This is a genomic window from Mucilaginibacter yixingensis, assembly GCF_041080815.1.
Classification (GTDB): Bacteria; Bacteroidota; Bacteroidia; order Sphingobacteriales; family Sphingobacteriaceae; genus Mucilaginibacter; species Mucilaginibacter yixingensis.
Window position 1 is genome coordinate 5,099,286 of the sequence record NZ_CP160205.1, and the last position, 13,910, is coordinate 5,113,195.

At 46.2% G+C, this 13,910-nt stretch carries 15 protein-coding genes; 6 read left to right on the forward strand and 9 right to left on the reverse strand.

Annotation, left to right across the window (positions count from 1 at the left end; all coding sequences use genetic code 11):
• The first annotated feature begins 40 nt into the window (after positions 1 to 40).
• The 3 genes from ABZR88_RS21095 to ABZR88_RS21105 all read left to right on the forward strand — a co-directional run bounded on the left by ABZR88_RS21095 (position 41) and on the right by ABZR88_RS21105 (position 2,061).
• On the forward strand, positions 41 to 475 hold the full coding sequence (locus ABZR88_RS21095; RefSeq protein ID WP_211309780.1) for a MarR family winged helix-turn-helix transcriptional regulator: 435 nt from the start codon (positions 41 to 43) through the stop codon (positions 473 to 475).
• Positions 476 to 584: 109 nt separating this feature from the next.
• On the forward strand, positions 585 to 1,106 hold the full coding sequence (locus ABZR88_RS21100; protein WP_107827933.1) for an FKBP-type peptidyl-prolyl cis-trans isomerase: 522 nt from the start codon (positions 585 to 587) through the stop codon (positions 1,104 to 1,106).
• Positions 1,107 to 1,116: 10 nt separating this feature from the next.
• A complete protein-coding gene (locus ABZR88_RS21105; RefSeq protein WP_107827934.1) occupies positions 1,117 to 2,061 on the forward strand; it encodes an FKBP-type peptidyl-prolyl cis-trans isomerase in 945 nt (314 codons plus the stop codon).
• 93 nt (positions 2,062 to 2,154) lie between these two features.
• Here the strand turns inward: ABZR88_RS21105 and ABZR88_RS21110 are convergent, their stop codons facing one another.
• The 5 genes from ABZR88_RS21110 to ABZR88_RS21130 form a co-directional block, all read right to left on the reverse strand.
• Positions 2,155 to 3,462 carry a deoxyribodipyrimidine photo-lyase gene (locus ABZR88_RS21110; protein ID WP_107827935.1) on the reverse strand — a complete coding sequence of 436 codons (1,308 nt, stop codon included), beginning with the start codon at positions 3,460 to 3,462 and terminating at the stop codon, positions 2,155 to 2,157.
• Positions 3,463 to 3,598: 136 nt separating this feature from the next.
• On the reverse strand, positions 3,599 to 3,916 hold the full coding sequence (locus ABZR88_RS21115) for a GIY-YIG nuclease family protein (protein ID WP_107827936.1): 318 nt from the start codon (positions 3,914 to 3,916) through the stop codon (positions 3,599 to 3,601).
• A gap of 109 nt (positions 3,917 to 4,025) precedes the next feature.
• Positions 4,026 to 4,931: a TIGR01777 family oxidoreductase gene (locus ABZR88_RS21120; protein WP_107827937.1), complete on the reverse strand. Its 906-nt coding sequence runs from the start codon at positions 4,929 to 4,931 to the stop codon at positions 4,026 to 4,028.
• Positions 4,932 to 4,987: 56 nt separating this feature from the next.
• On the reverse strand, positions 4,988 to 5,887 hold the full coding sequence (locus tag ABZR88_RS21125) for an NAD(P)H-binding protein (RefSeq protein WP_107827938.1): 900 nt from the start codon (positions 5,885 to 5,887) through the stop codon (positions 4,988 to 4,990).
• 62 nt (positions 5,888 to 5,949) lie between these two features.
• Positions 5,950 to 6,417 carry a DUF4293 domain-containing protein gene (locus ABZR88_RS21130; protein WP_107827939.1) on the reverse strand — a complete coding sequence of 156 codons (468 nt, stop codon included), beginning with the start codon at positions 6,415 to 6,417 and terminating at the stop codon, positions 5,950 to 5,952.
• A gap of 141 nt (positions 6,418 to 6,558) precedes the next feature.
• Here ABZR88_RS21130 and ABZR88_RS21135 point away from each other — a divergent pair, with 141 nt between their 5' ends.
• From ABZR88_RS21135 to ABZR88_RS21145, 3 genes are all read left to right on the forward strand, one after another.
• Entirely contained in the window at positions 6,559 to 6,963 is a 405-nt protein-coding gene (locus ABZR88_RS21135; RefSeq protein ID WP_107827940.1) for a hypothetical protein, read from the forward strand.
• Between the two features lie 148 nt (positions 6,964 to 7,111).
• Entirely contained in the window at positions 7,112 to 7,906 is a 795-nt protein-coding gene (truA, locus tag ABZR88_RS21140) for a tRNA pseudouridine(38-40) synthase TruA (protein WP_107827941.1), read from the forward strand.
• Between the two features lie 152 nt (positions 7,907 to 8,058).
• Entirely contained in the window at positions 8,059 to 9,885 is a 1,827-nt protein-coding gene (locus ABZR88_RS21145; protein ID WP_107827942.1) for an ABC transporter ATP-binding protein, read from the forward strand.
• 196 nt (positions 9,886 to 10,081) lie between these two features.
• Here ABZR88_RS21145 and ffh read toward each other — a convergent pair whose 3' ends face one another.
• The 4 genes from ffh to ABZR88_RS21165 all read right to left on the reverse strand — a co-directional run bounded on the left by ffh (position 10,082) and on the right by ABZR88_RS21165 (position 13,908).
• Positions 10,082 to 11,410, reverse strand: coding sequence for a signal recognition particle protein (gene ffh, locus ABZR88_RS21150; protein ID WP_107827943.1), 1,329 nt, complete (start codon positions 11,408 to 11,410; stop codon positions 10,082 to 10,084).
• Between the two features lie 164 nt (positions 11,411 to 11,574).
• Complete coding sequence (locus ABZR88_RS21155) at positions 11,575 to 12,216, reverse strand: carotenoid biosynthesis protein (RefSeq protein WP_107827944.1); 642 nt, start codon at positions 12,214 to 12,216, stop codon at positions 11,575 to 11,577.
• Positions 12,195 to 13,283 (reverse strand): glycosyltransferase family 2 protein, encoded by a 1,089-nt coding sequence (locus ABZR88_RS21160; RefSeq protein WP_107827945.1) that lies wholly within the window; start codon positions 13,281 to 13,283, stop codon positions 12,195 to 12,197. Before ABZR88_RS21160 ends, ABZR88_RS21155 begins: the two co-directional genes overlap by 22 nt.
• 1 nt (position 13,284) lies before the next feature.
• Positions 13,285 to 13,908: a lysophospholipid acyltransferase family protein gene (locus ABZR88_RS21165; protein WP_107827946.1), complete on the reverse strand. Its 624-nt coding sequence runs from the start codon at positions 13,906 to 13,908 to the stop codon at positions 13,285 to 13,287.
• Positions 13,909 to 13,910: the final 2 nt, after the last annotated feature.

Sequence of the window (13,910 nt, forward strand, 5' to 3'; positions counted from 1 at the left end):
TGCACTTTAGTTCTACATTTGTGATAACATGCGCAACCAAATAAAGCACCAGGAAACAATTGACTACTTTTTAAAGGTGGTTTGGCAAACTGTGGCTAATCGCTACAATCAGATGGTGGCCGAGTTTGGTATTACACAGTCTATCGGGTATCTGCTTATTAACATCAATGAGCAGGAAGGCACCACGGTTTCTGAAGTAGCTGCTTTGCTGGGGCTGAAATCAACCAGCTTGTCGCGCATGCTGAGTCAACTGGAAAAGATGGACCTGATTTACCGTCAAAGCAATGAGGGCGACAAACGCTCGGTAAAGATCTTCCTGACCGAACTGGGTAAAGAAAAACGCCACCTGGCCCGCGGCTTGGTAAAACAGTTTAACAACTACCTTAATGCCCATATTTCAGAGAAAGAGAAAGACCAGTTGATCAACACGCTGAAAAAGATCAATCAACTCACATTAAACTACAAGCCCGAATAATACCCCGGGCCTTCCCGCCGTTGTAGTAGTCTAAAAGTTTAATTTGTTAAAAAGTGTTAAGCTGCTGTAATTGCCGTTTAAAACAATAAATTTGCCGATTGAAAAGTAAATGAGCCGGTTACTGATTATTTGTTGTTTGAGCCTGTTTGCGCTGTCGGCCTGTAAAAAGGCTAATGGGGATATTGCGCAGATCAAAGAGCAGGCCGCAAAAGACGACCAGTTGCTGCGTGATTATATAGCCCAGAATGGACTAACTGGTCAGGCCAAACAGGTAAAGCCGCTGGGTAGCAATGTAGATACCATAGGTGTTTGGTACATAGTAAGCGATCCGGGAACGGGGAGTAACGTTATTGCCAACTCATCGCTAATTACGGTGGGCTATACCGGAAAAATATTAACTACCGGAAAGGTGTTTGCCTCAACCGATACTTTTCACCCGGCTTATACCCTGGGTAACCTGATTAAGGGCTGGCAATTGGGCCTCACCTACTCAGGCGTAAAAAAAGGCGGTAAGGTAAGGTTGCTAATGGCATCGCGCTATGGCTATGGGCCCTATGATCAGCCTAATCTGAACCTGCCGGCAAACAGTGTGCTTGATTTTGATATTGACATTTTTGATATAACGAACTGATAACTTTTAAATGAAACCAATAACTTTTACGCTGATCCTGATTTGTGCAGTTGCCATGGTGTCGTGCCGTAAGGACAGGAATAATGTCGATATTAAAACATACGACCAGCAGCAGATGGTGCAGTACATGAGCGAAAACGGTTTAACCAGCAGCATGCAGCGCGACCTGACCAGCGGAGATACTACCGGTATGTACTACCAGATACTTACACCGGGCAACACCGCAAAGCCTATTGATTATTCAACTCAAGTATCGGTGGTTTACACACTCAAAAGTTTTGACGGCAAATTTGCCTCAACCGATACCACTTATAATCACTACTATAATTTTGTTGGTCATATTCAAAACAACCAATATATGGCCAAAGGTGTGATGCTTGCTTTGATCAATAACCTGAAATATGTAGGTGGCCGTATGCGTTTATTGGTGCCGTCTCACCTGGCTTTTGGCACAGCTGGTCGTGGTACGGGTAGTAGCGATGCTAATAACCGTGTAGCGGGTAATCAGGGTCTTGATTATTATATCAACATTGTTGATAATCAGGCTGCGTATGATGATGTGGCTATAAAAAACTATATACTAGCTAATAACTGGAAAGAATCTGACTTTACTAAGTTGCCAAGCGGTGTGCGCTACAGAATTACACGCGCAGGCGTTGCCAGCAATACAGTTACGGCAACATCTGTACTGGAGGTTCAATACTCTGGTTTCTTGTTTGATGGCATTTTAACCGCCGACTCTTACAATACAAGCACAGGCACGGGCGTTTCCATGGATCTGTCTACAGACACGCATACTGGTTTGAGACAAGCATTGCTGTATGGAACGCCTGGCGCACAAATGACGGTTTTGGTGCCTTCTACGCTGGCTTACGGCACAGATACCAATGGCGGCACTATTCCGGTTAACAGCTGTTACCGTTATGATGTAAATATTCTATCGGTTCAACAATAAAAGGGAAAAATAACGAGAACGCTTTAGCGTTCGATAATAAAAAAGGCGATATCGTTTAAGATGTCGCTTTTTTTATTGCGATAACTGTCGCGCTTATTTATTCAGTGCTGTCTTAAATGCTTTTAAACAACGATCCCGCGCCATGCCGTGGTCAACAATAGGTTGGGGATATTGGCTAAAATCGGCATACTCTGGCACCCATTTTTTGATGTATTCCATCTTGGGATCAAAACGTTTGGTTTGTGATTCGGGGTTGAAAATGCGGAAGTATGGTGCTGCATCCGTGCCCGAGCCCGCTGCCCATTGCCAGTTGCCCACGTTGCTGGCCATTTCATAATCCAGCAGTTGCCGGGCAAAATAGCGCTCGCCCCAGCGCCAGTCTATCAGCAAATCCTTGCTTAAAAAACTGGCTACTACCATGCGTACACGGTTGTGCATAAAACCGGTGGCATTCAGCTCGCGCATGCCGGCATCAACCAGCGGGTAGCCGGTTTGGCCCTGGCACCAGGCCTCAAACTGCTGTTCATTATTAAGCCAGTGGATGCGATCATACTCAGGACGAAAGGCATGATCCATAGTGTGTGGGAAATGATCCAGCACCATCATGAAAAACTCGCGCCAAACCAGCTCGTTTAGCCATGTTTTATCATGATGCCGGTTAGCGGTGGCCGCCAACTCGCGGATGCTTACCGTGCCGAAACGCAGGTGCATGCCGATGTGCGATGTGCCTTCGATGGCCGGGAAATCGCGCTTATCGGCATAATCGGCCAGTACATGCTCGTAATTGGTTCCAGGCAATTCGAGGGTGCTTTTTTCAAAGCCGATGTCTTTGAGCGATGGCCAATGCAGGTGCCCGGTTTGAAAAAGGTTTTTCAGGTATTTTTTTACCGGGTATGCTTTCAAATAAAACGGCTTCAGTTGCTTATGCCATTTACGCATGTAAGGCGTGTAAACGGTATAAGGCTTGCCATCGTCTTTGGTGATCTCATTGCGGTCAAAAATTACCTGGTCCTTATAGGTATGGAAGCGGATATCATGCTGTTCTAGCAATGAGGCTATGGCTTCATCGCGCTTTTTGGCAGGAGGTTCATAGTCGTGGTTGGTATACACATCGGTAACCTGGTAATCCTGCAATACTTTCTTCCAGGCTTTCTCCGGCGTTTCGTGCATTGTGAGCAGGCTGCTGCCATGCTGGTGCAAGGCAGCGCGCAGAGCTTCCAGTGTTTGGTAGATAAACGTTACGCGGGCATCGTCCTTATCTTCCAGTTGATCTAAGATCTCCTTGTCAAAAATAAAAAGGCACAACACAGGGTTCGGTCCTTTCAGAGCGCGGTAAAGCCCGGCGTTGTCATCCAGTCGCAAATCGCGGCGATACCAGAAGATGGAGATGGGGTGTTGCATGGTGGTTAGTTGTATTAGTCTATTGTCCGTTATGTCATGCTGAGGAACGAAGCATCTCTGTAGGTATGCTCACCAAGTGCATTATCGTTAACTTGTCCTTAGAGATTCTTCGCTACCGCTCAGAATGACATGTTGGCTATTTTGATGGTGGCCATTCCACTATATCTTCATTTAAAAATCTCCAATCAGGATTTGTTTCGCCAATTAAACCAACCTTCTTTTTCCTTAACCATCCTTTAATTTCTTTTTCACGATCAATGGCTTGTTGCACATGTTGGTATCTTTCAAACCAAATAAGATAATAACATTGATATTTATGTGTGAAACTATTTGGTTGGTCTGCCCCGGTATAATGTTCGTATAAACGGCGTTCCAGGTTGTTTGTAATGCCGGTATAAAGAACTCTTTTAGATTTATTGGTGAGGATATAAGTATAGAAATTGTAACTGGACATTCTTAAAAATAATCAAATGTTTCAATTGGAAGATGGTTATATCGAACCTAAGGAAATGTCCTCAGAGATGCTTCGTTCCTCAGCATGACAAAATGGATTATATCCTGGTTCAATAGATCTCCATCAACGCCCCTTCTACTGTTGGGAACATAAACACAAATCCCGTTTGCTCAATTTTTAATGGCGATGCGCGGATGCTATCTAATACCACCATGGCCATTTCGCCAAATAGCAGCCTGATCAAGAACTCCGGAACCTTTGGCGCCCAAAGCGGACGTTTCAGCTGTTTTGCTACTGCTTTGGTAAGCTGCGCATTGGTGACCGGGTTGGGTGCCACCATGTTATAAACACCCGATAGGTTTTCATGTTCAACGGCGTGCAGGTACATATCAGTTACATCCTGCTGATGGATCCACGGGATGTACTGTAGCCCGCTACCCAGTGGCGAGCCAAAGCCGAATTTGATGGGCATGGCCAGTTGAGGCAGTGCGCCACCCTGTTTGGTAAGCACCACACCTGTGCGGAATTTTACGGTGGTTAAGCCCTGTTGTAAGCCTTCGTCTACCGCTTGCTCCCACTGCACACAGCAATCACCTAAAAAGTTGTTGGCGGCGGGGTGATTCTCCTTTAGCAGCGTATCGCCGTTATTACCATAATAGCTGATACCCGACGCAGAGATGACCCGCTTTACCCGGTGTGGTTTACGTTTCATGAGGTTATAGATCAGTCGGATGGATTCCGTGCGGCTCTTAATAATCTCCTGCTTGCGTTGATCGGTCCAGCGTTTCTCTGCAATAGGCGCCCCGGCCAGGTGAATAATCAGGTCAACCCCATCAATACACTGCTCGTCTATCTGTCCCTTCTCCACATCCCATAGAAACGTTTTTACGCCAGGCTCCTGCTTTGCCGTGCGGCTTAATAGTGCTACGGTGTGGCCTTTAGCCAGTAACGCCTGGGTGAGCTGCTTGCCCAGCAGCCCGGTGCCGCCTGTTAGGAGTATATGTTTGGTTGCCATTGTTTCAATTGCTTGTTAACGGTGGTGTTAAAAATAAAGAAACCTTTGATTTGCCGCTACGTGGTTTGTGCTGTGTTTTCAAATAGTTGTATCAATGCCTCCTCATAACCGAGGCACTCGTGAGGTACAATCTTGCTGATGCTGTTGTCTGTACAAACCCTGTTATTCTTCAGGCTTTCCACAAAGCTTTCGGCCTGTGCATAGCGTGTGCCGGTAAACAAATGTAACCAGTATGACGATAGCCGGGGGAAGCGAAAAGGCAACGTAACAATGTCCCGTTTAAGATGATGAACGCAGGCATAGCCTTGCATCAATTGTTTAAATGTGAGCGTGTCTGGTCCGCAAATATCAAAGGTTTGGTTATAAGCCGTTTCTTTTAATGCAACGCCTTCCAGGTAGGTCAAAACGTCGTTAAGGGCAATTGGCTGGCATGGGGTGTTTACCCATTGTGGCGCAATCATAAAGCGAAGTTTTTCGGTCAGCTTATGGATCATCTCAAACGAGGGGCTCCCCCGGCCAATAATTATCGAGGCCCGCAGCGCGGTTACAGGCAGCGGTCCTTTTTTTAAGGTGTCTTCTATGTGCTGGCGCGATGCGGTAAGCGGCGAAGGGGGTTGGGCGAGGCCTCGCACGTAAATAACCTGCCTGCAAGAAGTGCGGCTCAATGCCTCCACAAAGTTATGTGCCGAGTAGGCTTCCAGTTGACTAAGATCTTTATCCTGCGACATGGATGGCACCAGGTAATAAGCAAGGTCAACATCTGGCGGGATGGATGCGATGCTTTCGGGCCGCAGCAGGCTACCGGTAACCACGGTAACTTTGCCCTCAAGGCCGCTTTGCTGGTAGAAACGCTTTCTGTCGCTCACCAGGCATACCACCTCATGCCCTTGCCGCAGCAGGAAAGGAATAAGCTGCGTGCCAATATAACCGTTGGCCCCGGTGAGCAAAGCTTTCATATATGCCTATTGCAACAACAAAAGGCACTCACCGGTTTTAGTACAAGATATTCTTAAATGGTTTAACGCAGGCGATCTGCTGAGCGTACCAGGGCTTCGTCTTTGCGGATGTTGCGGATAGCGATCAGCATCAGTACCAAACTAATGGTAGATAGCAGTATGCCGATACCATAATTATCAGTACGTACCGTTACGCCAGCCAGTGTGGTATTTACCGTTTGCGCCTCCCAGAAGCTAAAAACGATGATGAGCAGCATAGCCATGTAGCTCATTACAATCTGCTTTTTGCGGTCTTTATACATAAAGATAACGCCCAGCGGTATCAGCGCGGCAGCTACTGCGCCAATGCTCAATGCGGTAAAGGGCTTAATGAGCGTCAGCTGACCTTTAACATCCTGGTAAATACCGGTAACTTTTATAGTAACTGGTGTGCCGCCAATGTACACATTGTGCACCAGCGGAAACAGAAATATAGCGAACAATACAATTGAAGCGAACAGCAGGAAGATGCTTTGTACTCGTTGTAACATTTTTTTACGTTTTGTATTGCGAAGATAGGGGAAAGTCGGGAAGTCGGGAGGAGAAAAGTTAACACGATATTTAGTGGGATGAGAATTAATAATTGTGGTTTCGCGCAGAGGTGTTTGTTATTTTAGGACATTTGCTGCGCGATGAATATAGATCTGAGAATTAATCAGGATGGTAACAAGTACTATAATAAATGGGTCAAAGACACAAAAGTTGGGTTATTTATTATTGCTCCCGCATTATTGATCTTTTACATTGGGGCAGGTATTGTGATTTACGGGTTAACTTTAAAATATATCCTAATATCTATTTACCCGGTGTGTCTAATATTATTAGCTTTTGTCCGGCCATATTTTTCCAGAAAAGATCTCAATAAGATGGTGAGGGAATTGCGCTTAATAGATAAAGATATTTCAATAGAAACTTACAAGTGGTTTTCATTGGCACCTATAATAGAAACTTTTCCGATTGACTCTATAACGGTCAATGAAGCGCATAATATTTCTTTTTTAAAGGTCAGAAGGTGCACAAGATTAGCAGCACCATAGTTCAAGACGCTTCATTTTTTATTGTTGATGCATATTTTGATAATTTAACAGATCTGCTATTGCTTTTAGAGAAAAGTGTGACAGAACCAAGACCTTAGTCATCATCATTCAATCGCCCCGACTTCCGGACTTTTCCTACCTTTGCCCCGTGGCTGTACATCGCTTTTTTATTGAACTGGCTTACAAGGGCACCAACTATCACGGCTGGCAAATACAGCCTAACGCCGTGAGCGTACAGGAACTGTTGAATAAAGCGCTGAGCACCATTTTGCGTGCGCCGATTGACGTCACCGGTTGCGGTCGTACTGATACCGGTGTGCATGCCACCGAGTTTTTTGCTCATTTTGATACCCCCCAGCCCCCTGAAGGGGGAGTTAATAGAGCACTGGAAAAGTTGCTCGGGGCAAATGGATGCGATGGACTGGTGAGAAGTCTTAACGGCCTTTTACCCTATGATATCGGCATTAAAAACGTTATCCCTGTACACGCTGATGCTCATACCCGTTTTGACGCTACGCTGAGATCATATCAGTATCATATCCATTTTTGGAAAGATCCTTTTAAGGAAGATCGCTCCTGGCTGCTGCGCGACCGGCCGGATGTGGCTCTAATGAACGAGGCGGCGAAGATTATCACGGAGTATATTGATTTCAGTTGTTTCAGTAAATCAAACACGCAGGTGTTTACCAATAACTGTAAGATCAGTCGTGCGGAGTGGGAACAGACTGCGGATGGATTGATCTTTCATATTTCTGCGGATCGGTTTTTGCGCAATATGGTACGCGCCATTGTAGGTACGCTGATTATGGTGGGGCGAAAGGAAATAACACCCGAAGGTGTTCGGGCTATTATAGAAAGCAAAAACCGCAGTAACGCCGGTGAGTCTGTACCGGCTTGCGGGTTGTATTTAACGGAAGTGAAGTATCCTTACCCCCTGGGTTGATTTCGGATTTCGAATGTTCGATTTCGGAATTAATAATAGGGTAGTGTGTAGGTCCGAAATGAATATAAGAAATTGAAATTAACAAATAGGAAAATCAGGAATAGTAAATTGTACAAATCCGAAATCGAATATTCGAATTCCGAAATAAACAAATGGCTGAAGTAACAGGAAAAGCAATAGACTGGCGACTGCTGGGCAGGGTGATGCATTATGTAAAGCCCTATAAAAGCATTTTTGCGATTGGCGCGTTCCTCACCGTTTTTTTGGCGGTGGTGGCGCTGGCGCAGCCTATACTGATGCAAAAATCGGTAGATGATTATATTGTGGTGGGCAACTACAACGGCCTGGTAATGATTGCCTGCCTGATGATTGGCCTGCTGATTGTACAAACCGTAGCCCAGTACTGGCAAACTTTTTTAACCAATGCCCTTGGCGAATCGGTGATTCGCGACTTGCGGATTGACGTGTTTAATCACGTTACCGCCATGCGTCTGCGTTATTTTGACCGCACGCCTATCGGAGTACTCATCACCCGCACCGTGTCTGATTTGGAAACCATTGCCGATATTTTCTCGGAAGGACTGATCTCTATTATTGGCGATATGCTGCTGGTAATTGCCATTATTGTTTGCATGCTGGTAAAGGATTGGAAACTGGGATTGATCACGTTGATCCCCATGCCTTTGCTGTTCCTGTCGACTTATATCTTTAAAGAGGCCATCAAGTCGTCTTTTCAGGAAGTACGTACACAGGTGGCGCAGTTAAACACTTTCCTGGCCGAGCATATCTCAGGCATGAGCATCATCCAATACTTTGCCCGGGAAGAGCAGGAGATGGGCAAGTTTATGAACGTAAACCGCAAGTACCGCGATGCCAACATTCGTTCTAACTGGTATTACTCTATCTTTTTCCCGGTGGTGGAGATCTTGTTCTCTATCAGCATTGGTCTGTTGGTATGGTACGGTTGTAAGCGCATCCTGTCAGATCAGCAAATGAACAGTCTGTCGGCAACCGGTAAGGGTATTACACCGGGTACGGTGCTGGCGTTTATTAGCTTGCTCAACTTGCTGTTCCGCCCTATCCGTCAGCTGGCCGATAAGTTTAATACCCTGCAAATGGGCATGGTAGGCGCCGACAGGATTTTTAAGGTGTTGGATACTAACGATACCGCCCCAAATCAGGGTAAACAAACAATACCCATTACCGGCGATATCCGTTTTAAAGATGTGTGGTTTGCTTATGTTGATGATAACTGGGTGCTGAAGAATATCAATTTCCACATCCGCCCCGGCGAAACACTGGCATTGGTGGGCGCTACGGGTGCCGGTAAATCATCCACTATCAATATCCTCAATCGTTTTTATGAGATTGGTAAAGGCGAGATTACCGTAGACGGTGTTAATATTGATGACTACGAAGTTGGCTATCTGCGCTCGCGCATCGGTACGGTCATTCAGGATGTTTTTTTGTTTTCTGATACCATTGCCAACAACATCAGCTTGAATAACCCTGCCATTACCCGTGAGCAGATCATCGCGGCAGCAAAAGATGTGGGCGCACATGATTTTATTATGCGCCTGCCTGGTGGTTATGATTACAACGTGATGGAGCGCGGCGCCACCCTATCTGCCGGTCAGGCACAGCTGATCTCGTTCATCCGTGCCCTGGTGTATAATCCGGCTATTCTGGTGCTGGACGAGGCCACTTCATCTGTAGATACCGAAACCGAACACCTCATTCAAGTAGCGATTGAAAAACTAATGCAGGATCGTACGGCCATTGTTATTGCCCACCGCCTGTCTACCATTCAAAGTGCCGATAGGATCATCGTGCTGGATCATGGCGAGATTAAAGAAACAGGTACACACCAGGAATTGCTGCGCATTGAGGATGGGTATTACCGCAAGCTGTATGATTTGCAGTTTAATTCGGCGGGGATAGTTTTGAACCAGGATTTGAAGGATGGTAAGGATTTGTAGGATTTCAGAGTTGGTACATATGTCATCCCGACGAAGGAGGGACCTTTTCGGAGCGACATATCGGGATGCATAATCGAAAAGATCTCTCCTTCGTCGAGATGACAATTGGGATAAAACGAGAGAAGCGGCCATCAGCCGCTTCTCTCGTTTTATCTTAAAAAATCCGAAATTGAAATTCCCAATTCCGAAATCAGCTTTACATTTTCGGCATTCTGCGCATCATGTTGGCCATGGCGGCAGGGTTGCTCATTTGTTTCATCACCTTGCGCATGTCTTCAAACTGTTTGATCAGACGGTTTACCTCGGTAATGTTGGTGCCAGAGCCTTTGGCAATACGGGTGCGGCGGCTTTGGTTAATGGCATCGGGGTTCTCTTTCTCGTATGGCGTCATCGAGTTAATAATGGCCTCGATTGATTTGAAGGCATCATCATTCACCTCCACGTCTTTCATCATTTTGCCTACGCCCGGTATCATGCCCATCAGATCTTTCATGTTACCCATTTTTTTGATCTGCTGTATCTGGCTGTAGAAGTCGTTAAAATCAAACTTGTTCTTGCGGATCTTCTTTTGCAGTTCGGCAGCCTGTTTCTCGTCAAACTGCTGCTGAGCGCGTTCTACCAGGGATACCACGTCGCCCATGCCCAGGATACGCGATGCCATACGATCAGGGTGGAAAACATCCAGCGCTTCCATTTTCTCGCCGGTACCGATGAACTTGATCGGCTTGTTCACTACCGATTTGATTGATAGTGCCGCACCACCGCGGGTGTCACCATCAAGTTTGGTTAAAACCGCGCCGGTAAAGTCAAGGCGATCGTTGAACACCTTGGCGGTATTCACCGCATCCTGACCGGTCATGGCGTCAACCACAAACAAGATCTCGTGTGGGTTAACGGCAGCTTTTACCTGCTCAATCTCCTGCATCATGGCTTCATCAATAGCCAGTCGACCGGCGGTATCAATTATGACCACGTTATTATTATTCTGTTTGGCCAGAGCCACACCTTCGCGGGCAATGGCAATCGGGTCGGTAGTTTCGCGGTTGGCATAAACCGGAATACCTATCTGTTGACCCAATACTTCCAGCTGATCTATCGCCGCAGGGCGGTAAACGTCGCCGGCTACCAGTAAAGGTTTTTTATTTTTTTGAGTTTTTAAGAAGTTAGCCAGCTTACCGCTAAAAGTGGTTTTACCCGCACCGTTCAAACCTGCAATCAGGATGATGGTTGGCGTAGCCGGAAAATTTACTTCTGAAGTGCTGCCGCCCATTAAGGCAGTCAGCTCGTCATTCATGATCTTGGTGAGTAATTGACCAGGCGAAATAGAGGTCAACACGTTCTCGCCCAATGCTTTCTGACGAACTTCGTCGGTAAATGTTTTGGCCGTTTTATAGTTAACGTCGGCATCAAGCAGCGCCTTGCGGATCTCTTTCATGGTCTCTGCCACGTTGATCTCGGTGATGGTGCCCTGCCCTTTCAGGACTTTAAACGCCCTGTCTAACTTATCTGAAAGATTTTCAAACATCTTGTACTATGCTATTTATCTCAAATTTTGAGGAGACAAAGGTAAGATTTTTATCCTTTAATTTCACCTCTCCCCGGCCCTCTCCAAAGGAGAGGGAGATTTAAAGCGTATTAATACTTCCTGTGCTATTTTGCTCTCTCCCTTGGAGAGGGCCGGGGTGAGGTTCACACCCAGTTCAGCGCCAGAAAGAAGATAAACTGCATTGCCAGCAATACCGGAGCCGCATAATTCAACCGCTTAAAGCGGAAAGATTCATATAGCGAGAGCATGATCAGGCTCAGCAAAAACCAGCAGACGTAGTTTTTGAAAGGGATAACATCATTGGCCCAGTCCCAATAATTAAAGTGCATGGCTACGGGCTCAATACAAATATCCAGCAGCACCAGCAACAGAGCGCCGCAAACAATACGTAAGAGTTTGTTGCGCATACCTGTTTTTTGCATCAGCGTACCTGCACTAAAGATCAGCAGAAACCAGTTGACGCCAATGAGCAGCGGAATGCCCGACACTTGCAGACCCAGCGTGCGGCCATAGGTATAATTGCCAAAAAGCCAGCCTTTGTGTACCCCGATCCACTCTGAGGCGTAACCCAGTACATAAATGAGCAAAAAGAAAATACTTAACCTTACGCTGGTACGTCCATAGCTAAAAAAGATGGTCATCAGCATCAGCAGTAAATGATAGGGCACCATGTAGATAAACAGATCGCGCCACATGGGTATGCTAAAACCGATGACGCCGACCACGTGAAACAGAACAATAACAGTAATGGGCAGTATGTTTGTTAAACTTTTCGGCCTTTCCATACGGTGGTTTTGGTGAGATATTGCTGAACGGAAAGGAAGCCGATAGCGGTTAAACTAAGCATTTGTAAGGGGTGCAGGATGATGTTGCGCAGCACGTTTTGACCCGATAAAAGCGAGATCATGATGCGGGTAAGCAAAATCAAGCCGCACATAAAAACAATCAGGTTACTGTTAAGGGTCATGATCACAATTAGCGGCCCGCCGGTTAACAGCAGCAGATAGATGATGAAGGCAAAAACGTTGTAGTTAAATGCCGCCAAAAAATTTTTACTGAAGCCCTGCACTGCCTCACCATAATTCTCATACATGCGGCAGCTAATCATGTTGTTAGCCAGCAGTGCTTCTCCGTTGTGGCCGCTTGCTTTTACAGCACGCATAATTTCTACATCCTCCACCACTTTTCCTCTCACTTGCGCATGCCATTGATTGGTGCGATAGATGTCGGCATTAAACAACATAAACTGACCGCTGGCAGCGGCCACCGCCTGATTTTTTACCAGGTAAACCAATTGCAAGGGCAACAGGTTGAGCAAAATATAGTGCATTAGCGGCACCACCAGTTGCTCGCCTGTAGTGCGCATCTCCTGATTAGTAAACAGGCTGAGCAGCGCCAAATTACGCAATTGCATACGGTGCAGGGCGCTGTTGATCAGGCCAGGCTCCACCTTTTCATCAGCATCCAGAAATAACAAATACTCGCCCCGTGCTTGTTGGGCCAGTTGGTAACAAGCGTAGTTTTTGCCGAGCCAATCTGCCGGTAAGGGCTGACCTTTAATGACGCGGAAGTTATCGTGCTTGGCCGCAAAGTTGACGCAGCGCTGGTAGGTATGGTCGGATGAGCCATCGTCCAGTATAATTACTTCGTAATCGCGGTAATCTTGATCAACGATAGATTGTAGCAGGGGTATGATGTTGTCTTCCTCATCGCGGGCAGGGATAAGGATGGATACCAGGTGTTGGTGATGTATGGCCGTGCGACGCAGTTTGGGGTCTGACAGGAAATTGAACAGACTTACCACAAAACGCAGTATCAGGAAGAAGAAAATGGCCGATAGTACAATAAACACCTTATAAAACTATTTTGGTTTGTTGTGCGCGTGCACGGTCATAATGTTGCTGATAGCGCCTCTGCACAGCGGTTGCATCTGTGCTGTTGGGTTGCTCATCATTATTGATGTAAACGTTGACAACCGGCTTTTTATGCTCAAAGTTCTCAGCAAAAATTGCCGCCAGCATCAACTGAAACTTCCCATCGGCTTGCTGCATAATCTTGCTGATGCCCGGCTCAAACGTTACCTCGCCTATAAAATTAGAATATAATTTGCCTTGCGGAAAGATGAGCACCACATTTTGCGGATCATTTAGCAACTCGGCCGCAAAACGTAACGATTCTACCATATCACGCGAGTTTTTCTTTACCGAAAAACCGCCCGCATATTTCAGCATCGGCTCTTTAATTGCAGTCTCTTCCAGTATCATGGCATGGAATTTTTTACCGGTGATCTGTTGATTGAGATAGTAAAGAATCATCCCGTCCCAGTAGCTGAAATGGTTGGCAATTAGCAAGACAGATTTGTTAGGAACTATCTCCACCGTATCCACATTGAGTTGATGAAAATTCCGTTTTATGGCCCAACGCACATAGGTATCAAGCACCCAATGTTTCAGTCGGTTTTGTTGCGGATAGATCATCA

Excerpts from the sequence above, each read along its gene's own strand:
- ABZR88_RS21100 (WP_107827933.1), top strand. The coding sequence starts at position 585 with ATGAGCCGGTTACTGATTATTTGTTGTTTGAGCCTGTTTGCGCTGTCG.
- ABZR88_RS21105 (WP_107827934.1), top strand. The coding sequence starts at position 1,117 with ATGAAACCAATAACTTTTACGCTGATCCTGATTTGTGCAGTTGCCATG.
- ABZR88_RS21110 (WP_107827935.1), bottom strand. The coding sequence starts at position 3,462 with ATGCAACACCCCATCTCCATCTTCTGGTATCGCCGCGATTTGCGACTG.
- ABZR88_RS21115 (WP_107827936.1), bottom strand. The coding sequence starts at position 3,916 with ATGTCCAGTTACAATTTCTATACTTATATCCTCACCAATAAATCTAAA.
- ABZR88_RS21120 (WP_107827937.1), bottom strand. The coding sequence starts at position 4,931 with ATGGCAACCAAACATATACTCCTAACAGGCGGCACCGGGCTGCTGGGC.
- ABZR88_RS21125 (WP_107827938.1), bottom strand. The coding sequence starts at position 5,887 with ATGAAAGCTTTGCTCACCGGGGCCAACGGTTATATTGGCACGCAGCTT.
- ABZR88_RS21130 (WP_107827939.1), bottom strand. The coding sequence starts at position 6,417 with ATGTTACAACGAGTACAAAGCATCTTCCTGCTGTTCGCTTCAATTGTA.
- ABZR88_RS21135 (WP_107827940.1), top strand. The coding sequence starts at position 6,559 with ATGAATATAGATCTGAGAATTAATCAGGATGGTAACAAGTACTATAAT.
- ABZR88_RS21145 (WP_107827942.1), top strand. The coding sequence starts at position 8,059 with ATGGCTGAAGTAACAGGAAAAGCAATAGACTGGCGACTGCTGGGCAGG.
- ffh (WP_107827943.1), bottom strand. The coding sequence starts at position 11,410 with ATGTTTGAAAATCTTTCAGATAAGTTAGACAGGGCGTTTAAAGTCCTG.
- ABZR88_RS21155 (WP_107827944.1), bottom strand. The coding sequence starts at position 12,216 with ATGGAAAGGCCGAAAAGTTTAACAAACATACTGCCCATTACTGTTATT.
- ABZR88_RS21165 (WP_107827946.1), bottom strand. The coding sequence starts at position 13,908 with ATGATCTATCCGCAACAAAACCGACTGAAACATTGGGTGCTTGATACC.